The organism is Williamsia sp. Y853 (genome assembly GCF_056786495.1).
Genome location: NZ_JBXCJC010000002.1, coordinates 689,752 through 710,442, shown reverse-complemented (window position 1 = coordinate 710,442; position 20,691 = coordinate 689,752). Strand labels below are relative to the sequence as shown.

The window sequence follows — 20,691 nt, the reverse complement described above, 5'->3', positions numbered from 1 at the left end:
CTGTCTCGAATCACACCGCCGGTACGGTGACCACCTCGATACCGCTGACCCCCGCCTTCTCCAGCGTCTTCTCGGTGGCTGCGGCGGCATCGGATTCGGCGAAGACCCACCGGACCGGGGTGTCCTGCGCGGCATCGGTCTGGGCCTGCGCGGCCGCGATCATGGCCTCGGTGCCTTCCCAGCTGCTGCTCAGCGCGCCATCGCTGCCGATGTTGTCCGAGTAGCCCGGACCGAACGTTGTGAGCAACGTGCCGTCGGGAGCGCGGCCGTCGAATGCCTGCCCGCCGACGACATAAGTGTTGGTGGAGTTGATGCCGGTGATCTGCTGGTTGTAGTCCCGGCTCTCGAGAGTGCCCTTGAATCCGTCTCGGCTCCAGACTCCGGTCGGCTCGGCGGTGGACACCTGTTCGTTGCCGGCGAGCGCGCGGGTCAGGACTGTGGCGTCTTGATCGAGGTACACGGTGAAGACATATGCGACGTCACCCTTGAGGGTGCCGTCCTCGCCGGATCCGACCGTGAAGGGGCAGCGGGTTTCGCCCCGGCCGTTCAGGGGGATGACAACCGTGCGGGTGCAGGTGCCGCCCACCGGCCGGTCGTTGAGGGTCAGGGTCATGTCGCCGACGATGGTGATGGACCCCGGCGCGCTCGTCCCGGGGGTCGTGGCGACGTACGTGACGATGTACTCACAGACCGGCGGGGTGCACGGGGCCGGGAACACCGCGAGGCGGAATCCACTGGCGTCGAAGTTCGGGTTCAGATACGGCGCCGGGATGTGGGTGAGAGTCGCGGCCTGCTCATCGATCGCGTCGTAGATCCGGCCGATCTCGTCGGCGCCGAGGGGTTCGACGGACAGATCGACCTCGATGACCGAGCCACCCGGTTGATCCAGTGGGCCGGCAACGGTCGAGAGGGTGTTGGTTTCGGCGACAGTCGTGGTGCGCAGGCTGCCACCGGCTACGATCGTGTCGTCCTCTTCGATGACGATGTCCGGAAGTGTTCCCGGTGTGAAGCGCCCGTCAGGGGTTCCGACCAGGCCGGTGGCCTGTCCCCGTTCGGTCATGTCCAGCGAAGCGTTGTCGTTGGACAGTGCCAGGCCGAGTGCGGACGGGGCCAGGAGGCGACCCAGGTCGGGGAATGTTGCCGGGTCCAGGGCAGCCCAATCGCTGGCGACGGCCTCGTAGTTCATCTTGGGCTTTTCCAGATGGCTCTTCCAGAAGCTGGCCGAACCCTTCGCGTACGTCTGACCGTTCACGCCGATGATGTCGGCGGTTTCGCCACCGACCTTGATCGTGCCGCGCAGGTCACCGCCTGCGGTCACCTCGACATCGTCGAGGTTGATCTTGTCGGTGCCGGAGGTGACGGTGCCCGAGTACGTGGCGCCGCGCTGATTCGCGAACTCCAGAGCGACCGCCCCGAGCTGCTTCTGGGCCAGGATCGCCGAGGGTGCCACCGCGGCCCCGTCGGCGGCGCGCGGGATGAACATGGCCACGACGACCGCGATCAGCGCCACCACGGCAATACCCAACGCGACCTTCGGGATTGCATTGCTCTTCAACGTGGTGCCCCCCACCCATTCGTTTTGTCCGGCTGCATCCCCCGGTGTGGTGCGGGTCCCACCCCGCATCGGCCACCGAGTGGCTCACGTGGCGCATGCGTACCAACGTGATCCGAGCTCGAGTGGCGATGATGTTACCGAACGCTTGCCAGGACCGGCGGAGTCGTGAGGTGTCGGTGTGAGCGGGTAACTTTGGGGCACGATGAAAAGCGCTGCTCCCCACCCGTCGCTGCCGGGCATGGCCACTGGAAACCTGCACGAGGGCACCCGCGCCGAATCACGGCGTGCCCAAGAATTGCTCGACGGGCTGAACACGCAGCAGCGGGCAGCGGTACTGCACGCCGGTTCGCCGCTGCTGATCGTTGCAGGCGCGGGTTCGGGTAAGACCGCCGTGCTCACCAGGCGGATCGCCTACCTGCTCGCCGAACGTGAGGTCAGTCCAGGTCAGATCCTCGCGATCACCTTCACCAACAAGGCGGCCGCCGAGATGCGGGAGCGGGTCGTCGACCTGGTGGGCCCGCGAGGGCAACGCATGTGGGTCAGTACGTTCCACTCGACGTGTGTCCGCATCCTGCGGGCCCAGGCGGCGCTGCTGAGCGGGATGAACTCGAACTTCTCCATTTACGACGCCGATGACTCACGCCGGTTGCTGGGCATGATCGTGCGCGACCTGGATCTGGATCCGAAGAAGTTCAGTCCGCGCGGGGTCGGCATCTCGATCTCCAACTTCAAGAACGAACTCGTCGATCCCGATGCGGCGATGGCCGCCGCCGAAGAGGGCAGCGAGCCCGCATCGAAGACGATTGCTCAGATCTATCGGCAGTATCAGCAGCGATTGCGCTCCGCGAACGCCTTCGACTTCGACGACCTGATCGGCGAGACCGTGGGTTTGTTGCAGGCCTTCCCAGAGGTCGCCGAGTACTACCGGCGTCGGTTCCGGCATGTTCTGGTGGACGAGTACCAGGACACCAACCACGCGCAGTACGTTCTCGTCCGCGAGTTGGTCGGTACCGGCGCCATCGGCAACGTGACGCCCGCAGAACTGTGTGTGGTCGGTGATGCCGACCAGTCGATCTACGCCTTCCGGGGCGCGACGATCCGCAATATCGAGCAATTCGAGCGTGACTTCCCGAACACCGAAACGATTCTCCTGGAACAGAATTACCGTTCCACCCAGACGATCTTGTCGGCCGCCAACGCGGTCATCTCACGCAACGTCGGCCGCCGCGAGAAGAAGCTCTGGACAGACTCCGGTGACGGTGAACTCATCGTCGGATACGTTGCCGACAACGAGCATGACGAGGCACAGTTCATCGCCCGCGAGATCGACGCTCTGACCGATTCCGGGGAATTCAACTACTCGCAGATCGCCGCGTTCTACCGCACCAACACCGCCTCGCGTGCGCTGGAAGAGGTGTTCATCCGTCTGGGCATCCCGTACAAGGTTGTCGGCGGGGTCCGCTTCTACGAACGCAAAGAGGTCCGCGACATCGTCGGGTACCTGCGAACGGTCGCCAACCCGGATGACACGGTGAGTTTGCGCCGCATCCTGAACACCCCGCGCCGGGGGATCGGCGATCGCGCCGAGGCCTGCGTCGCGGTCCACTCGGAGAATACCGGGATCAGCTTCTACCAGGCGCTGATCGACGGTTCCGAGGGCAAGGTCCCGCTACTGGGAACCCGTGCGGTCAAACAGATCTCGGCTTTCGTCGAACTCATCGAAGGGTTGCGCAAAGACTTCCTGTCGAACTTCGGTGAGGGCGGATCCGATGCCGCTGACATCGTCGAGCTGGATGCCGGCAGCGAAGCCGGCGACATCGGCGAGCTGGTGGATGCGATCGTCGAACGTACCGGTTACCGCTACGAACTCGAGGGTTCATCGGATCCGCAAGACGGTGCCCGCCTCGACAACATCAACGAATTGATCTCGGTGGCAAGGGAATTCAGTGCCGAGGCCGCAGAAGCGGTGGCGACGCAGATACCGGAAACGCAGATCGGTGAGGCCGCCGACGGAGTCCTGTCGCCCGAGCCCGAGGACCCAGATCTCGAGCCGGATCCGGGTGAGCCCGAACCCGGTTCTCTGGCCGCGTTTTTGGAACGGGTGGCCTTGGTGGCAGATGCCGACCAGGTGCCCGACAACGAAGATGGTGTCGTCACGCTGATGACCCTGCACACGGCAAAGGGCCTGGAGTTCCCGGTGGTGTTCGTGACCGGCTGGGAGGACGGGCAGTTCCCGCACATGCGGTCCCTCGGCGATCCGGCCGAGTTGTCGGAGGAACGCCGGCTGGCGTACGTGGGCATCACGCGTGCGCGCAAGCGGCTGTATCTGAGCCGGGCGATGGTTCGCTCGGCCTGGGGCACTCCGATGCAGAACCCGGAATCGCGCTTCCTGCAAGAGATTCCACAACATCTCATCGAGTGGCGACGGACTGAACCCAAGCGCGGCATGGGGCGCGGGTTGAGCGATGGCACCCGCGACTACGGCGACAACGGCCGCGGCTTCGGTGACGAGCGCTTCGGCGGTTCGGCCGGGTCCGGTTCGCGGCGTCGAGAGTCGTTCGGCTCACCCACCCGTGGTCGTAACAAGCAGGTCCACGTGGAGGTGGGGGATCGGGTCACCCATGCCAAATACGGGATGGGCAAAGTGGTTGCCAAGGAAGGCGCCGGTCCGACCGAACGGGTCAAGTTCGACTTCGGCAGCGCCGGCCAGATCACGCTGATGTCGTTCGGCGGGCTACCGGTAGAAAAGCTCTGAGTCGCCGACAGGAAAAGCCTGCATCAGATCGATGCAGGCTTTCCTGTTGTCTTCAGGTCTCGCAGTGCCGGCGCGGGCTGAAAAGCCCGCGGGAACAAGATGTTCGGGTCAGCTGGCGTAGCCGGAGAGCTGCACACCGTGTGAGGCGAGCCACGGCGTCGGGTCAGTCTTGGTGGTGCCGTTCTTCCAGACCTCGAAGTGGAGGTGGGGTCCGGTGGAGAAGCCTTCGTTGCCGACCTCGGCGATGACGTCGCCCGCGGTCACGGTCTGGCCCTTTTGAACGTGCACGCCGCTCGATGACATGTGGCCGTACATCGTGACGGTGCCGTCAGGTGCCTGGATCTGGACCCAGTGCCCGTATCCGGAAGCCGGGCCTGCCGCGATCACAACACCGTCGGTGACGGCGTGGATGGGCGTACCAAGCGGGGCTGCCATGTCGATACCGCCATGGAATGTTCCCCAGCGGCTGGCGTATGCCGAGGTGAAGTCGTAGGTCCCGAGATCGATGGGGGAGACGATCGTCGGACGGCGCGCTGCGATTTCTGCGGCGACTTTCTCGTCGGCGATCTGCTGGCCGGTCGCGAGCTGGGCCGTAAAGGTGTCCATGTTGACCGGTATCGGTGCAGTAGCCATTGCGGCTGCTGGGCCGCTACCGGTACTGACCATTGCTGCGGGAGTCGGCGTGGCGGTCTTCGCGGCCGTCGTGGGTGTGGCCTCGTCGGATTGCTGTGCAAACGATCCCGTTGCTGCGGCCACTGCGGCACCGGCGGCGACCGCAAGAAGTGCGGCGCGGCCCTTCAGTGCCTGCGGCGGGGCGGTGATGCGGTGTTTACCGCCACTGCGCCCGGGGGAACGTTGTCTTTGTGGAGACCATTCGGGAGCATCGTCTTGCGGGGCGAAGTCGTCGAATTCAGCGCCACGGACCTCAAAGGGATGTTCGTGGAGGATTTCGTCGAACTCGATCTCGGCGACAACGATGTCTTGCGTGACCTCGGCCGGCCGAGGCTGGTCGTAGGCGTCGCGATCGAAACGACGAGTACCGGTGGAGCGGTGGCTTGCACGGGTATCCGTGGCCGAATCGTTACGCCATTGGCTGAGAGGTCCGTCTGCATACTGCTCGAGACCGAAGTCGTCGATCGGGATGATGCTGGTGATCTCTTCGTCACGTAAGGCATCAGGGCGCTGCTCGTCTAGAGTTCCGGCCGAAGCGCGCTTACCTGCGCCGCCTCCGGGTTTCGTTTCACGAGCGTCCAACTGATTGAGCCTTCCTAGCGTGTACAGAAGCAGTCGAGGTAGTTCCACCGAACTGCACGAATAATTTACTGTGACAAATCCGTGACCTTCTGACCTAGCGACGGTAACGAAACGATTGCAACGGCCGCAACCGCTCACGGATTTGAGGCCCCGAATGTGACCTGGATCACGTAATTGCGTACGCTTTCTCGATATGCCTCGTCGCTGGTCGCAGACGAATCCTGCAAATGATTCCCCGAGTGAACAATCAGTAAGTGATCTGAGGCACAAGCGGCGGTAGCAATGGCCGACGGCGTTTCGCGCGGCGTTAGAGTCATCGATGGTTCGCAGGCACCAACTGCGGACAAACCTACGAGATGGTGAGCTGAATGGATCTCTTCGAATACCAGGCGAAGGAACTCTTCGCCAAGCACGGGGTGCCGACCTCGGCAGGACGTGTTACCGACACGGTTGCAGGCGCACGTGAAATCGCCGAAGAAATCGGCAAGCCCGTGATGGTCAAGGCGCAGGTGAAGGTCGGCGGCCGCGGTAAGGCGGGCGGCGTGAAGTACTCCGCTGACGTCGACGCCGCAGTTGCAAATGCGGAGGCCATCCTCGGCCTCGACATCAAGGGCCATGTTGTCAAGAAGTTGCTGGTCGCAGAGGCGAGTGACATCGCCGAGGAGTACTACATCTCCTTCCTGCTCGACCGCACCAACCGCACCTACCTGGCCATGTGCTCGGTCGAGGGTGGCGTCGAGATCGAGGTCACCGCCGAAGAGAACCCTGACGCACTGGCCAAGATCCCCGTCGACGCCGTCAAGGGTGTCGACCTCGCGTTCGCCCGCGAGATCGCCGAAGCCGGCAAGCTGCCCGCCGAGGTGCTCGACGCCGCGGCCGTCACGATCCAGAAGCTCTGGGAGGTCTTCATCAACGAAGACGCACTCCTGGTCGAGGTCAACCCCCTCGTGCGTACGCCGAACGATGAGATCCTCGCCCTCGACGGCAAGGTCACGCTCGACGAGAACGCCGCATTCCGTCAGCCCGGTCACGAGGCGTTCGAAGACAAAGACGCCACCGACCCGCTTGAGCTCAAGGCCAAGGAAAACGACCTCAACTACGTCAAGCTCGACGGTCAGGTCGGAATCATCGGTAACGGTGCCGGTCTGGTCATGTCGACCCTGGACGTCGTCGCCTACGCAGGCGAGAAGCACAAGGGCGTCAAGCCTGCCAACTTCCTGGACATCGGTGGCGGCGCCTCGGCTGCGGTCATGGCTGCCGGTCTGGACGTCATCCTGAACGACCCGCAGGTCAAGAGCGTGTTCGTCAACGTCTTCGGCGGCATCACCGCGTGTGACGCGGTTGCCAATGGCATCGTCGGCGCACTGAAGACCCTGGGTGACGAGGCCAACAAGCCGCTCGTCGTGCGCCTGGACGGAAACAACGTCGAAGAGGGTCGTCGCATCCTCGCCGAGGCCAACCACCCGCTGGTGACGGTCGTCGCAACCATGGATGAGGCTGCCGACAAGGCCGCCGAACTGGCGAGCAAGTAGGAGCTGTAGACCAATGTCGATTTTTCTGAACAAAGATTCCAAGGTCATCGTCCAGGGCATCACCGGCGGCGAGGGAACCAAGCACACCGCGCTGATGCTCAAGGCCGGCACCCAGGTCGTCGGTGGCGTCAACGCCCGCAAGGCAGGCACCACCGTCAGCCATGACGGCGGCGTGGAGCTGCCCGTGTTCGGCACCGTGGCCGAGGCCATCGAGAAGACCGGCGCCGACGTGTCGATCGCTTTCGTGCCGCCGAAGTTCGCCAAGGACGCGATCATCGAGGCCATCGACGCCGAGATCGGTCTGCTCGTCGTCATCACCGAGGGCATCCCGGTGCAGGACAGCGCGTATGCGTGGGCCTACAACGAGTCCAAGGGCAAGAAGACCCGGATCATCGGACCGAACTGCCCCGGCATCATCACCCCGGGTGAGTCGCTGGTCGGCATCACCCCGGCCAACATCGCAGGCTCGGGCCCGATCGGCCTCGTGTCGAAGTCGGGCACGTTGACCTACCAGATGATGTTCGAGCTGCGTGAGATCGGCTTCTCGACCGCCATCGGCATCGGCGGCGACCCGGTCATCGGAACCACCCACATCGACGCCATCGCGGCGTTCGAGGCGGACCCCGACACCAAGATCATCGTGATGATCGGTGAGATCGGTGGCGACGCCGAAGAGCGTGCAGCCGATTACATCAAGGCCAACGTCACGAAGCCGGTTGTCGGTTACGTGGCAGGCTTCACCGCTCCCGAGGGCAAGACCATGGGCCACGCAGGCGCCATCGTGTCGGGTAGCTCGGGCACCGCGCAGGCCAAGCAGGATGCGCTCGAAGCCGCCGGAGTCAAGGTCGGCAAGACGCCGTCCGCGACCGCGGCGCTCGCTCGCGAGATCTACAAGAATCTGTAACAGCGCACTGCGCTGACAACGTCGATGGCGTCGACCCGGGTTTTCCGGGTCGACGCCATCGACATTTGCGTTGGTCCTGGCCCCCGCGGTGCATGACACGTAGTGTCGAATTACTGCTACACCCCCCCCGCGGAAGGCTGATCCATGACCGATGTTCCGGCAGAAAACCCAGGGCCGACAGTCGAATTCACGGTGTTCACCGGTCTCGACGAGGTGGTCGACTCTGGTACCGGCCGGCCGAAGATCGACGTCGTGGCAAAGCTCGCCGGGGCAAATGTGGTGCACCTGTCGCTGCGGGCCGGCCAGGTGATCGACGATCATCGATCGACGATGGAAATCCTGGTGATCGGTCAGCGCGGTTTGATCGAGTTCTCGGTGGGCGGTGAGCGCGTGCAACTCTCGCCAGGATCGGCGGTCCAGGTGGCTGCGGGTGTGACGCACAAGCTTGTCGCCGTGGAGGACTCGGCTGCGACGCTGCTGGTCCTCAAAGGGGCGTAGTAGTCGCGGGTCACCCGGTTCTGCCGCCAGAACACCGAGGTCGAGTATCGTTCTATGAGCGGTAGGGGGTACAAGGCACCGGCTTTGACAGCGGCGAAGAGAGCGGTAGACCAATGGTCACTGGTGCGACGACAGCGTCGAGCGTCGTGAGTGGAGTTCGTGGACTCTATGGTGTGGCCATCCGCATTCCGGTAACCGGCCCGTTGCTCGAGCGCGGAGCGGCGGCGGCTGCCGCGTTGGGTGAGCAGCTCATCGACTCTACGATCGAACTGACCCGGGCCGCGCTCAAAGTCGTCATCCGCGAGGTGATCACCGCACTCGTCGACGAAGTCGATCTGACCGAACTCGTCCTCAATCACGTTGACCTCGACAAGATCGCCACCGAGATCGACTTGGACGGCATTGCCGCGCGGATCGATATCGACGCGATTCTGGGCCGGGTCGACATCGATTCGGTGATCGAGACGGTGGATCTCAATCGTGCGGTGGGCGGCGTCGACATCGATATGATCGCGGCGCGGATCGATATCGACGCCATACTCGGTCGTGTCGACCTGATCGGAATCGCCAACGAGGTCATCGATGGCGTCGACCTGGAGGCGATCGTCCGGGATTCGACCACCACCCTGACCAACGGTGTTCTCGATGACGTCCGCGTCCAAGGAGCCCGGGCCGACGACGTCGTTGCCGGTGTCTTCGGAAAACTGCTGGGCCGCAAGCCGACTCCCCACAACGGTGGGCGAGTGGTCAACGGCGAGGTCGAAGCGACCACCGCGGTCAGCGAAATCGTTGTCGATGTGCACCGGCGCGGGTCCCACGAGCCACCGGCCGGTCAGTCATGACCGATGCGACACACCAGCCGCACCACACCAACAAGGACGCACTCGACACCCGGCTGGCAGGGATCGTCAGCCGGGGCACGGCAGCCGCGATCGACGTGCTGGTTGTCATTGTGATTCTCGGAGCGATGTATCTCTTCATCTTGCTGCTGGACTTGCTGTTCACCACCGGATCGTTCAGCGCACCGAACCCGAACATTCTGGCCTCGGGTGTCGTTTCGTATTCGGTGGTGCTGATCTATCTGACCGCGTGCTGGACGGTATCGGGGCGGACCGTCGGATCGGTGGCGATGGGTTTGGAAGTGGTCAGTCGCAACGGAAGTCGACTCGGCCCGGCCCGCGCGTTGCTGCGGGCAGCGTTCTGTGCGTTCTTTCCGATCGGATTGGCCTGGGTGGTAGTTGACCGCCGCCGCCGGTCGGTTCAGGACATGGTCCTGCGAAGCCGGGTCATCTACGCCTGGTGAGATGGCGTGGGCTCACCGATGCCGCAACCGTCACGTGAAGTCTGTGGAACCGACCGATTTGTTGGAGTGACGGGGGTGTACCTCGGTACTCTCAACAGACCATGACATTTGCAACCGAGGGGACATCTGCGACGGAGGGTTCCCCGTCGCCTGCCCCGGTGACCCGTCGTGGTCTGGCGAAGGCCGCGCGTCGGCGTGAACTGCTTGCTGCGGCAGCCCGACTGATGGCCGAACGGGGTTTTGCCGGTGTGCGACTGGAAGACATCGGCGCCGCGGTCGGCGTCAGTGGTCCGGCGATGTACCGGCATTTCTCCGGTAAGGACGCCGTGCTGGCAGAAATGCTCATCACCATTTCGCAACGCCTGCATGCAGGCGGGCAGGCGGTGGTGGCCGCATCGACCGACGACGTCGACGCGCTGGAGCGGCTCATCGAGTTCCACGTGGATTTCGCGACCACCGAACCGGAGCTCATTCGCGTGCAGGATCGCGACCTGTCGTCCCTGACACCGGAGGCCAGTCGTGAGGTTCGGCGACTGCAGCGCCAATACGTCGAATTGTGGACCGACGTTCTCGTCCGGGTCGACCCGTCGATCCCGCGGCAGGAGGGCCGAACGCGAGTCCACGCGGCCTTCGGCCTGATCAACTCCTCCCCGCGGTTGCCTGAGCTCGAGATCGCCCGCCAGCAGAAATTGTTGGCGCAGATGGCGCGCGCGGCACTGACCGCCGCACGCCCCTGACGAGCTCCCACAGTTCCCTCCCGAAATTCGCGCCGCTTGCCTGCGTGTGCGCCGGTTGCAACCGGCGCGTTCGTGAGTAAGTGGCGCGAATTTGGGAGGTGGGGCAGCGACGGGGCTAGGGTCAGATGCCGAGGGCGGCGGTCTGGACAGCGACGGCCTCGCGATAGCGGTCGACGTTGGCCAGCTTGATGTCCTCGTAGCCGCGGATCATGTCCGGCAACTCGGCAAGCGCGACCGCATCATGCCGGCGGTCCGGGGTGATTGTCCCGTCGGCCAGTCCGGTCAGTACCCGCTCGACCACGTCGCGGTATTCGCCGATCAGAGCGCGTTCGGTCGTGCGGACCGCGGCTCGGGCGAATGGATCGAACCGGGTGCCGCGCAGCCGCTTTGCCTTGGCCAACGCGGCCAGAGCCGGTGCTGCCCGGCGGCCGAGGGCGATCTTGTTCTTCATGCCCATCGCCCGCAACGTCGGTGGATGCAGTCGAACCGCAACCTTGGCGTCGTCGCCGAACTGATCAGCGACCTCGGCGGCAAAGGCGGCATCGCGGGTGAGTCGCGCAACCTCGTATTCGTCCTTGTATGCCATGAGTTTGAACAGATTGCGTGCCACCGCGTCGGTCAGGTCGTCGATGTCGCCGCGTTGGGCAACGTGGGTGACAAACGAGGTGTATTCGGTTGCGTAGGAGAGATTTTGGTACGCGACCAGCTCGTCGGCACGATGCTGAACACGCTGCCGGACACCGGGTCGCACCGTGGTCAACTCGGCGGTCAACCGCACCGCGTCGTTGCTCGGCTGCTTCGGTGGCGGGGCCGGATGGGTGGCGGCGATGGCCGCAGACACCGCGGCGCGATCGGCAACCACTTGACGTCCACGCCGGAACGCCTGCACATTGCGCTCTACCGCAACGCCGTTCAGCTCAACCGCACGTTCGATCGAATCGGCCGAGATCGGCATCGCACCGGATTGGTAAGCGGCACCGACCATCAGCATGTTGGCGTATTGCTCGTCGCCGAACAGGTCGAGTGTCAACGCGCCGGGGTCGAGGTAGATGGCGCGGGCCACCGAGTGGCCGATCGAGTCCGCGATCGCGGTGTGGTCGGGATAAGAGACAGAGGTGTCGATGACCATGGCTCCGGTGGGGATCTTGGTGGTCGACACCACGGCGGTGGTCTTCTCGGGGGAGGCGACCTTGAGATTCGCGGGATCGACGCCAACCAGACCGTCGCAGGACAGGTACATGTCGCAGTCGCCGGTGGCGACCTTGGCTGCCTGCTCGACCACACCCGCGCTGACCTTGACGTCGCTGACGACCGCACCACCCTTTTGTGCCAGGCCGGTCATGTCGACGGTCCTTGCGACATGACCGTCGAGGACAGCGGCCGTGGCGATCACCTGGGAAACCGTCACGACACCGGTGCCGCCGATGCCGGTGACCCGCAACGTGAATCCGTTGTCGATGGATTTGGACGACACCGGTTCGGGCAGTGAGTCGTCGCCGATGTCGGCAACGGTGTGGCGGATCTTCTCCTTGTCGGAGGGGGTGACCGTGACGAAGGAGGGGCAGTCGCCCTGCAGGCATGAGAAATCGAAGTTGCAGGAACTCTGATCGATCCGGGTCTTGCGTCCGAACTCGGTGTCGACGGGGTGCACCGACAGGCAGTTCGACTTCTCGCCGCAGTCGCCGCAGCCCTCGCAGATGCGTTCGTTGATCATCACGCGCTGCGTGGGTGTGGCAGCCTTGCCGCGCTTGCGCTTACGGCGCTGTTCCGCGGCACAGGCCTGATCGTGGATGAGGACGGTGACACCGGTGGTGGTGGCCAGCTCTTGCTGGACGGCCATCATCTCGTCGCGTGGCCGTACCTCGACCCCGGCAGGTAGGTGCAGGGCCCGGGTCCGGATGGGATCGTCGGACGTGACGATGATCCGGCTGACCCGTTCGGCCTGCAGCAGATTCACGATCTGGGGCAGTGTCATCTGACCAACCGGATCTTGGCCGCCGGTCATGGCGACCGTGCCGTTGAACAGCAATTTGTAGGTGATGTCGGCGCCGGAGGCAACGGCCGATCGCAGCGCGAGCGAACCCGAATGCATGAACGTGCCGTCGCCGATGTTCTGCACAAAATGTTGCTGTTCGACGAACGGCGCCATACCCAGCCACTGCGCGCCTTCACCACCCATCTGGGTGACGCCGGCGATGTCACCGACCTGGCTCGGATCCATCAAGAGAACCATTGCATGACAGCCGATTCCAGCGCCGACAAGGGTCCCGTCGGCCACCTTGGTTGAGCTGTTGTGGGGGCATCCCGAACAGAAATACGGGGTGCGGACCGCGAGGGGGATCTCGATCCGTCCTCGACTGCGGCCCTTGGTGTCGAGCCAGTTCTGCGCCGCCGGGATCCGGTGGTGATGGGCGAGGCGGCCGGCGAGTCCGCGGGTGACCGAATCGATGTCGAGTTCGCCGAATCGGGAGAACAGGGTGGAACCGTCTTCATGTGTCTTGCCGACGATTGCGGGGACATTCGGCCGCCGGAAGAGGATGTCGCGCATCATCGTTTCGATGAAGTCACGCTTCTCCTCGACGACGATCACTTCGTCGAGTCCGGAGACGAACTCGTCCATGATCTCGCGCTCGAACGGATAGACCATACCCATCTTCAGGATGCGGATCCCCAGGCGCGGCAAGTCGTCGTCGGTGATGCCGATGAGCCGCAACGCTTCCCGGACGTCCATATAGGTTTTTCCGGCGGCGACGATGCCGATCCGGTCATCGGTGCTGCGTGCCGCGATCCGGTTGAGCCGGTTGATGCGGGCGTACTCGACCGCCCGTGGCAACCGGATCGTCAGCTGATTCTGTTCGAGCTCCATCAGGTTGGCGCCCAACAGTTTTCCGCTCGGTACGTGGGGGCTGGTGCCGAGGTCGCCGTAGACGGGCAGGATGCGATCGGGATGGACATCGGCCGTGCAGGCGCCGTCGGCCACATGTGCGGAGATCTTGAACGACGTCCACAGTCCGGAGACCCGCGACATGATGGCGGCGTGGACTCCGAGATCGAGGATGTCCTGGGAATCGGCGGGGTAGAGGATCGGCATGTAGAGGTCGGCAAGCGCCATCTCGGACGCGCAGGGGATCGTGGAGCTCTTGGCGCCGGGGTCGTCGCCGACGAGAGCCACGGCACCGCCGACAGGGTGGGTGCCGATGATGTTGGCGTGGCGCAGTGCGTCGGTGGCCCGGTCGAGTCCTGGCGCCTTGCCGTACCAGTAGCCAACGACACCGTCCCGGGGGATGCCATCTGTACCGGCGGCCAGTGTGCCGACCTGCGCCGCCACCTGCGAACCCATCACCGAGGTCGCGGCGAGGTCTTCGTTCAGACCGGGGCGGTGGACGATGTCGAACGGGTCGAGGTACTTCGCACGGCGGGCGATCTCGAGGTCGTATCCGGCCAGCGGTGAACCTTCGTATCCGGAGATGAACGACGAGGTGTTCAGGTTCTGGCGGCGATCGAGGCGGGCGCGGTCACGGACCATGCGGACCAAGGCCTGGATGCCGGTGAGATAGACGGTCCCGGTCTCCCGGGTATAGCGGTCATCGAGCGAAAAGGACTCAACACCGGTGTCGGGTCGAGCTCCGTCTCGGGCGCCGTTGCCGTCGAGTGGATCGCGATCGTGATCGCCGTCGCTGCGGTGGTGCTGGACGAGGGTCATGGCTGTTTACCCGGCTCTCTATTTCGTTTGTAATCGCCCCGGGGGTGGTGGGACGAGGACGTGCAATTCGGTAAGCCGATCGTACTGCAGCCTGTGACCGCGCCCACATATGCCGACTCGCGTCGAGGCCGACACGGGCATCGCTCGGCGACGGCCGATGTGGGCAACCGCGACATCGCCGTTCGGAAACACGTGACAATTGGACCGGAAGGCGCGTAACGTCCAATTCAGTTAATCGCTCCTAACTGAAAGGTGGGCGCAGGTGTCCACAACCGCAGTCGCAGGCCAGTGGCGGCAGGCGCACGAAAAAAACGTCACCGAGCTGCGAGAACGGCTCAGTCGCGTCGCACGTGGCGGCGGTGACAAGGCCCGCGAGCGTCACCTGTCCCGGGGCAAGTTGCTGCCCCGCGACCGGATCGACACGTTGCTCGACGCCGGCAGCCCGTTTCTCGAGATCGCTCCGCTGGCGGCCGAGGACATGTACGGCGGCAAGGCGCCTGCTTCCGGCGTGATCGCCGGTATCGGCAGGGTGGCCGGGCGGGAATGCCTGATCATCGCGAACGATGCCACCGTATCGGGCGGCACCTACTACCCGGTGACGGTCAAGAAGCACCTGCGCGCGCAGGAGATCGCGGCCGCCAATCGGCTGCCCTGCATCTACCTGGTGGATTCGGGCGGCGCGATGCTGCTGGAGCAGGACGAGGTGTTCCCAGACCGCGACCACTTCGGTCGGATCTTCTACAACCAGGCCAACATGAGCGCCGCGGGCATCGCGCAGATCTCGGCGGTCCTGGGCTCCTCGACCGCCGGTGGTGCGTATGTGCCTGCGATGAGTGACGAGACGGTGATCGTGCGTGATCAGGGCACCATCTTCCTGGCCGGTCCGCCGCTGGTGAAGGCGGCCACCGGTGAAGACGTCACCGCCGAAGATCTCGGTGGCGGTCTCATGCACTCGACGGTGTCGGGCGTGACCGACCACCTCGCCGACAACGACGAAGACGCTCTCGAGCGGGTTCGTCGCATCGTGTCGACCCTCGGTCCGCAGGAGGCGCCGCAGTGGGAGGTGCAGCCGGTGCGGGAACCGAAAGTTTCGCAGACGGACCTCTACGACATCGTTCCGACGGATGCCCGCACCCCCTACGACGTGCGCGGCGTGATCGAAACAGTTGTCGACGGCGGCGAATACAACGAGTTCAAGGCCGGATACGGCACCACGCTGGTGACGGCGTTTGCCCACATCCATGGACATCCGGTCGGGATCATCGCCAACAATGGCGTGCTGTTCAGTGAAAGTGCCCTCAAGGGCGCACATTTCATCGAGCTGTGCGACAAGCGCAAGATCCCGCTCGTGTTCCTGCAGAACATCACCGGCTTCATGGTCGGACGGGAATACGAGCAGGGTGGTATCGCCAAGAACGGTGCCAAGATGGTCACCGCGGTGGCCTGTGCCCGGGTGCCCAAGTTCACCGTGATCATCGGCGGCTCGTTCGGAGCAGGCAACTACTCGATGTGTGGCCGGGCGTATTCGCCTCGCTTCCTGTGGATGTGGCCGAATGCCAGGATCTCGGTGATGGGTGGGCCGCAGGCCGCCGACACTCTGGGAACGGTGCGCCGCAACCAGATCGAACGCGGTGGCGAGCAGTGGGACCCCGCCGACGAGGAAGCCTTCAAGGCTCCGATCCGGGAACAGTTCGAGAATCAGTCCGGCGCTTACTACTCGACCGCTCGGTTGTGGGACGACGGTGTCATCGACCCGGCCGACACCCGCACCGTGCTCGGGCTGGCGCTGGCTTCCGCACGCCGCGCGCCGTTGGCGCCGGTGTCCTACGGCGTCTTCCGGATGTGAGAGGCACCTCCATGGCAACCAAGACAATCAAAAAAGTTCTCATCGCCAACCGGGGCGAGATCGCCTGCCGGGTCATCCGTACCCTGCGGGCGCAGGGAATCCGCAGCGTTGCAGTGTATTCCGATGCTGATGCCGATTCGCTGCACGTACGCCTTGCCGACGAGGCCGTGCACATCGGACCCGCGGCGGCCACGGCGAGCTACCTCGATATCGGCAAGGTGATCGACGCGGCCAAGCGTGTTGGCGCCGATGCGGTGCACCCCGGGTACGGATTCCTCTCGGAGAACGCAGCTTTCGCGCGAGCACTGCAAGAAGCCTCGATCCTGTTCCTCGGCCCGCCGACCCAGGCCATCGAGGTCATGGGTGACAAGATAGCTGCCCGCGCGGCGGTCGCGGAGCGCGACGTCCCGGTGGTTCCGGGCATCTCTCGACCGGGTCTGACCGACGATGAATTGATCGCGGCAGCATCTGATATCGGGTTCCCGGTACTGATCAAGCCGAGCGCAGGCGGTGGCGGCAAGGGTATGCATCGGGTCGAGGATGCGGCCGGACTTCCGGCCGCATTGAACACCGCCCGTCGTGAGGCCGGAGCCGCATTCGGCGACGACACCCTGTTCCTGGAGCGGTTCGTCGACACCCCGCGCCACATCGAGGTGCAGGTCCTCGCCGATACGCACGGCAACGTCGTGCACCTCGGGGAACGTGAGTGTTCGCTGCAGCGACGGCATCAGAAGGTCATCGAAGAGGCCCCGTCCGCGCTGCTGGATCCCGCAACGCGGGCCCGGATCGGCGCGTCGGCCTGCGACGCCGCTCGATCGGTCGGCTACACCGGTGCCGGAACGGTGGAGTTCATCGTCTCGGCGCATCGCCCCGACGAGTTCTTCTTCATGGAGATGAACACCCGTCTGCAGGTGGAACATCCGGTCACCGAGTTGGTCACCGGCATCGATCTGGTCGAATGGCAGCTACGGGTTGCCGCAGGCGAAAAGCTGGACTTCGGTCAGGACGACGTGACCATGACCGGTCATGCCATCGAGGCGCGCGTCTACGCGGAGGATCCGGCAGCCGGATTCCTGCCGACCGGCGGGCAACTGCTGTTGGTCGACGAGCCGAGCGGACCTGGAATCCGGGTCGACTCCGGCATCGTCACCGGTGGGGTCGTCGGCAGCGATTACGACCCCATGCTGGCGAAGGTCATCGTCCACGGCGAAGATCGCGCTGATGCCATCGAACGACTGGGCGCCGCACTGGCCGACACCCACGTCCTCGGGTTGCGCACCAATATCGATTTCTGTCGGTTTGTGCTCGATGAACCCCGGGTTCGCGATGGTGACCTCGACACCGAACTGCTCGATCGTCTCATCGTCGACTACACGCCCCCCGCCGTCCCGGCCGAAGCGTTGGCCCTCGTCGGCCTGCACCGGACCCGCCGCGCGCGACATGCGGGCACGCCGTGGACCTCTGAGGTCGGCTGGCGGATCGGCGGCGCCGCTGCCACCCGGACGCGCCTGCAGGTCGGCGACGAGAAAGTCACCGTGTCAGTGACCGGACCGGAGACCGATGCGCACGTGGAGATCGGGGACTGGAAGGCGTCGGCGGCGCTGCACGGCGAGCGACTCACGGTTGACGGTGACGGTGCCCGCTGGCTCATCGCCGAATCCGATCCGGACGCCGAGTTGGGCCACGAGAACCACCAGAAGTATTGGATCAGCGGTCCCGATGGCATCTGGGAGGTCGCGACGGCCCATCTCCTGCGTTCGTCGGCCGATGACGAAGCCCTCAGTGAGATCACCAGTCCGATGCCGGGAACGGTTGTGGCGGTGCTCAATCCCGGTGGCGAAGCGGTCGAGGCCGGTGCGCCGGTACTGGTGGTCGAAGCAATGAAGATGGAACACACCCTGACCGCTCCGCGCGGCGGCGATCTCACCGTCAATGTGAAGGTCGGTGACAAAGTCACCGCCGGCCAAGCGCTGGCGGTCGTGATCGATCACACAGCGACAGACAACCCGGAAGGAACACCCGAATGACCGTCACCGACGACTTGACCGCGGAATACGACGAACTCCGCAAAACCGTTGCCGATTTTGCGCAGCAGGTGGTTGCACCGGTATCGGCCAAACATGATGCCGAGCACAGCTTTCCGTACGACGTGGTTCGGCAGATGGGGGAGATGGGCCTGTTCGGTCTGCCGTTCCCGGAAGAGTACGGCGGCATGGGCGGCGACTACTTCGCCCTGGCACTGGCACTGGAAGAACTCGGCAAAGTCGATCAGTCCGTTGCCATCACCCTCGAGGCAGGCGTCGGCCTGGGTGCGATGCCGATCTACCGGTTCGGCAACGAGGAGCAGAAGCAGACCTGGCTGCCCGACCTGACCGCCGGAAAGAAGTTGGCCGGATTCGGTCTCACCGAACCCGGCGCCGGTTCTGATGCCGGGGCCACCGCCACCACCGCCAAGGAAGACGGCGATCAGTGGGTGATCAACGGCTCCAAGCAGTTCATCACCAACTCCGGCACCGACATCACCTCGCTGGTCACGGTCACCGCTGTCACCGGTACTCGTTCGCCCGGCGCTGACGGCCGTCCCCGCAAGGAGCTCTCGACCATCATCGTGCCCAGTGGCACACCGGGATTCACCGCTGAACCGGCGTACAACAAGGTTGGCTGGAATGCCTCTGACACGCACCCGCTGAGCTTCGACGACGCGCGGGTGCCCGCGGAGAACCTCCTCGGCGAACGCGGTCGGGGTTACGCCAACTTCCTGTCGATCCTCGATGAGGGACGGATTGCGATCGCCGCGCTGGCGACCGGTGTTGCTCAGGGGTGTGTGGACGAGAGCGTGAAGTACGCCAAGGAGCGCCAATCGTTCGGCCGCCCCATCGGCGACTACCAATCGGTGTCGTTCTCGATTGCGCGGATGGAGGCGCGGGCCCACACGGCACGCACGGCCTACTACCACGCTGCATCGAAGATGCTGGCAGGCAAGCCTTTCAAGAAGGAAGCCGCGATCGCCAAGCTCGTGTCCAGCGAGGCGGCGATGGACAATGCCCGCATGGCAACCCAGATTCACGGTGGCTACGGATTCATGAACGAGTACCCCGTGGCACGCCACTACCGCGACTCGAAGATCCTCGAGATCGGTGAGGGCACCACCGAGGTCCAGTTGATGCTGATCGCACGTGAGCTGGGGTTCGCATGAGCACCACGTCGGGCAGTGAAATGAACACCAACTCCGGTGGGGAACCGAAACGCGTCACGCAGCGCGGTCTGTACTTCGAAGAGTTCGAGATCGACACCGTCTACGAACACCGTCCCGGCCGGACGGTCACCGAGGCCGACAACGTGCTGTTCACAACGCTGACGATGAACACCCAGGCCCTGCACCTCGACGCGGCGTTCGCCGCAGAGCAGCCGGGATTCGGTGGTCAGCGCCTGATCAATTCGATGTTCACGTTGTCCACCATCGTGGGACTGTCGGTGAGTCAGCTGACCCAGGGCACCTTGGTGGCCAACCTCGGTTTTTCGGAGATCGCCTTCCCCAAGCCGCTCTTCGGTGGCGACACGCTGTACGCGGAAACCGTCTGCACCGGGAAGAGGGAAAGCAAATCAAGGCCCGGTGAAGGCGTGGTGTCCCTGCGTCATATAGGAAAGAATCAGCATGGTGACATAGTTGCTCTTGCACAGCGATCGACATTGGTTCGGAAGAACCCGTGACCATTGAGGTAGAACGCACAGGAGGGAAATCGGTGACGAACTGGAGTCCACCGGGGCCGGCGATTTTGTTCGTCCCGGCTGATCGGCCGGAGCGATACGCCAAGGCTGCCGAACGTGCCGACGCGGTGATCATCGATCTCGAGGATGCGGTCCGTCCCGAAGCCCGCGACGATGCGCGCGAGGCGTTGATCAACAACCCGATCGACCCCAACATCACCATGGTCCGGATCAATCCGGCCGGCACCGGCGATCATCTCAAGGATCTCAAGGCGCTGGCACAGACCGACTATCGCGTCGTGATGCTGGCGAAAGCCGAAAGCGCGGACCAGTTGCTGGCGATCGGATACCAGGTGGTTGCGCTGGTGGAGACCCCGCTCGGGGCCACCCAGGCGGATCAGATCGCCGCGGCGCCCAACTGCATCGGACTGATGTGGGGTGCCGAAGATCTGATCGCCGCGATGGGTGGCCGGTCGAGCCGGTTCACCGCCGCCGAGGAAAACGCCGGCCGGTACCGCGACGTGGCCCGCCAGGTTCGCGGCATGGTCCGGTTGGCCTGTGCCAGTCACGGACGTTTTGCCATCGACTCGGTACACATCGAGATCGCCGACACCGAAGGTTTGCAGTTGGAAGCCCTCGACGCGGTGAATCTGGGCTACGAGGCGACGGCATGTATCCATCCGTCCCAGGTCGACATCGTGCGGGCGGCATATCGCCCCACCGATGGCGAGGTCAAGTGGGCACGCGAAGTGCTCGCGGCCGCTGCAGACAATGTCGGCGGTGTCTTTCGGGTGGGCGGTCAGATGATCGATTCGCCACTGCTCGGACAGGCCGAGGCCATCATGCGAAGGGTTGATCCAGCAACAGCTTGACCAGGTGTGACCGGTGAGGAGACA

15 protein-coding genes are annotated in these 20,691 nt (G+C 64.3%); 12 read left to right on the top strand and 3 right to left on the bottom strand.

Going from position 1 to position 20,691, the window contains the following annotated elements; genetic code table 11:
- Positions 1 to 10: 10 nt before the first annotated feature.
- Positions 11 to 1,555, bottom strand: coding sequence for a hypothetical protein (locus AC1TPF_RS15230; protein WP_482144572.1), 1,545 nt, complete (start codon positions 1,553 to 1,555; stop codon positions 11 to 13).
- A 202-nt stretch (positions 1,556 to 1,757) separates the two neighbouring features.
- Between AC1TPF_RS15230 and AC1TPF_RS15225 the strand changes: the two genes are divergently transcribed.
- Positions 1,758 to 4,310: a UvrD-helicase domain-containing protein gene (locus tag AC1TPF_RS15225; RefSeq protein ID WP_482137614.1), complete on the top strand. Its 2,553-nt coding sequence runs from the start codon at positions 1,758 to 1,760 to the stop codon at positions 4,308 to 4,310.
- Positions 4,311 to 4,418: 108 nt separating this feature from the next.
- Here AC1TPF_RS15225 and AC1TPF_RS15220 read toward each other — a convergent pair whose 3' ends face one another.
- Positions 4,419 to 5,564 carry a M23 family metallopeptidase gene (locus AC1TPF_RS15220; protein ID WP_482137615.1) on the bottom strand — a complete coding sequence of 382 codons (1,146 nt, stop codon included), beginning with the start codon at positions 5,562 to 5,564 and terminating at the stop codon, positions 4,419 to 4,421.
- Between the two features lie 368 nt (positions 5,565 to 5,932).
- Between AC1TPF_RS15220 and sucC the strand changes: the two genes are divergently transcribed.
- The 6 genes from sucC (at position 5,933) to AC1TPF_RS15190 (ending at position 10,538) form a co-directional block, all read left to right on the top strand.
- Positions 5,933 to 7,096, top strand: coding sequence for an ADP-forming succinate--CoA ligase subunit beta (gene sucC / locus AC1TPF_RS15215; RefSeq protein WP_482144571.1), 1,164 nt, complete (start codon positions 5,933 to 5,935; stop codon positions 7,094 to 7,096).
- 13 nt (positions 7,097 to 7,109) lie between these two features.
- Positions 7,110 to 8,000: a succinate--CoA ligase subunit alpha gene (gene sucD / locus AC1TPF_RS15210; RefSeq protein ID WP_482137619.1), complete on the top strand. Its 891-nt coding sequence runs from the start codon at positions 7,110 to 7,112 to the stop codon at positions 7,998 to 8,000.
- Positions 8,001 to 8,144: 144 nt separating this feature from the next.
- The gene (locus AC1TPF_RS15205) at positions 8,145 to 8,498 is read left to right on the top strand and encodes a cupin domain-containing protein (protein ID WP_482137621.1); all 354 of its coding nucleotides are present in this window, start codon (positions 8,145 to 8,147) and stop codon (positions 8,496 to 8,498) included.
- A gap of 146 nt (positions 8,499 to 8,644) precedes the next feature.
- Positions 8,645 to 9,340, top strand: a complete 696-nt coding sequence (locus tag AC1TPF_RS15200; RefSeq protein WP_482137623.1) for a hypothetical protein — start codon at positions 8,645 to 8,647, stop codon at positions 9,338 to 9,340.
- A complete protein-coding gene (locus AC1TPF_RS15195) occupies positions 9,337 to 9,801 on the top strand; it encodes an RDD family protein (RefSeq protein ID WP_482137625.1) in 465 nt (154 codons plus the stop codon). Before AC1TPF_RS15200 ends, AC1TPF_RS15195 begins: the two co-directional genes overlap by 4 nt.
- Positions 9,802 to 9,902: 101 nt before the next feature.
- Positions 9,903 to 10,538 carry an SACE_7040 family transcriptional regulator gene (locus tag AC1TPF_RS15190; RefSeq protein ID WP_482137627.1) on the top strand — a complete coding sequence of 212 codons (636 nt, stop codon included), beginning with the start codon at positions 9,903 to 9,905 and terminating at the stop codon, positions 10,536 to 10,538.
- A gap of 121 nt (positions 10,539 to 10,659) precedes the next feature.
- Here the strand turns inward: AC1TPF_RS15190 and AC1TPF_RS15185 are convergent, their stop codons facing one another.
- Complete coding sequence (locus AC1TPF_RS15185) at positions 10,660 to 14,241, bottom strand: indolepyruvate ferredoxin oxidoreductase family protein (protein WP_482137628.1); 3,582 nt, start codon at positions 14,239 to 14,241, stop codon at positions 10,660 to 10,662.
- Between the two features lie 262 nt (positions 14,242 to 14,503).
- Between AC1TPF_RS15185 and AC1TPF_RS15180 the strand changes: the two genes are divergently transcribed.
- Genes AC1TPF_RS15180 through AC1TPF_RS15160 form a run of 5 tightly spaced genes read left to right on the top strand, consistent with a single transcriptional unit; the run spans position 14,504 to position 20,667 of the window.
- A complete protein-coding gene (locus AC1TPF_RS15180; protein ID WP_482137630.1) occupies positions 14,504 to 16,087 on the top strand; it encodes a carboxyl transferase domain-containing protein in 1,584 nt (527 codons plus the stop codon).
- Positions 16,088 to 16,098: 11 nt separating this feature from the next.
- Complete coding sequence (locus tag AC1TPF_RS15175) at positions 16,099 to 18,114, top strand: ATP-binding protein (protein ID WP_482137632.1); 2,016 nt, start codon at positions 16,099 to 16,101, stop codon at positions 18,112 to 18,114.
- Positions 18,111 to 19,283, top strand: coding sequence for an acyl-CoA dehydrogenase family protein (locus AC1TPF_RS15170; protein ID WP_482137634.1), 1,173 nt, complete (start codon positions 18,111 to 18,113; stop codon positions 19,281 to 19,283). The genes AC1TPF_RS15175 and AC1TPF_RS15170 overlap by 4 nt, the downstream gene beginning before the upstream one ends.
- On the top strand, positions 19,280 to 19,798 hold the full coding sequence (locus AC1TPF_RS15165) for a MaoC family dehydratase (protein WP_482137635.1): 519 nt from the start codon (positions 19,280 to 19,282) through the stop codon (positions 19,796 to 19,798). Before AC1TPF_RS15170 ends, AC1TPF_RS15165 begins: the two co-directional genes overlap by 4 nt.
- Before the next feature lie 32 nt (positions 19,799 to 19,830).
- Positions 19,831 to 20,667, top strand: coding sequence for an HpcH/HpaI aldolase/citrate lyase family protein (locus AC1TPF_RS15160; RefSeq protein WP_482137637.1), 837 nt, complete (start codon positions 19,831 to 19,833; stop codon positions 20,665 to 20,667).
- The last annotated feature ends 24 nt before the right edge of the window (positions 20,668 to 20,691 follow it).

Coding starts and splice junctions, on each gene's coding strand:
- AC1TPF_RS15225 (WP_482137614.1), top strand. CDS start 1,758: ATGAAAAGCGCTGCTCCCCACCCGTCGCTGCCGGGCATGGCCACTGGA.
- sucC (WP_482144571.1), top strand. CDS start 5,933: ATGGATCTCTTCGAATACCAGGCGAAGGAACTCTTCGCCAAGCACGGG.
- sucD (WP_482137619.1), top strand. CDS start 7,110: ATGTCGATTTTTCTGAACAAAGATTCCAAGGTCATCGTCCAGGGCATC.
- AC1TPF_RS15205 (WP_482137621.1), top strand. CDS start 8,145: ATGACCGATGTTCCGGCAGAAAACCCAGGGCCGACAGTCGAATTCACG.
- AC1TPF_RS15195 (WP_482137625.1), top strand. CDS start 9,337: ATGACCGATGCGACACACCAGCCGCACCACACCAACAAGGACGCACTC.
- AC1TPF_RS15190 (WP_482137627.1), top strand. CDS start 9,903: ATGACATTTGCAACCGAGGGGACATCTGCGACGGAGGGTTCCCCGTCG.
- AC1TPF_RS15185 (WP_482137628.1), bottom strand. CDS start 14,241: ATGACCCTCGTCCAGCACCACCGCAGCGACGGCGATCACGATCGCGAT.
- AC1TPF_RS15175 (WP_482137632.1), top strand. CDS start 16,099: ATGGCAACCAAGACAATCAAAAAAGTTCTCATCGCCAACCGGGGCGAG.
- AC1TPF_RS15170 (WP_482137634.1), top strand. CDS start 18,111: ATGACCGTCACCGACGACTTGACCGCGGAATACGACGAACTCCGCAAA.
- AC1TPF_RS15165 (WP_482137635.1), top strand. CDS start 19,280: ATGAGCACCACGTCGGGCAGTGAAATGAACACCAACTCCGGTGGGGAA.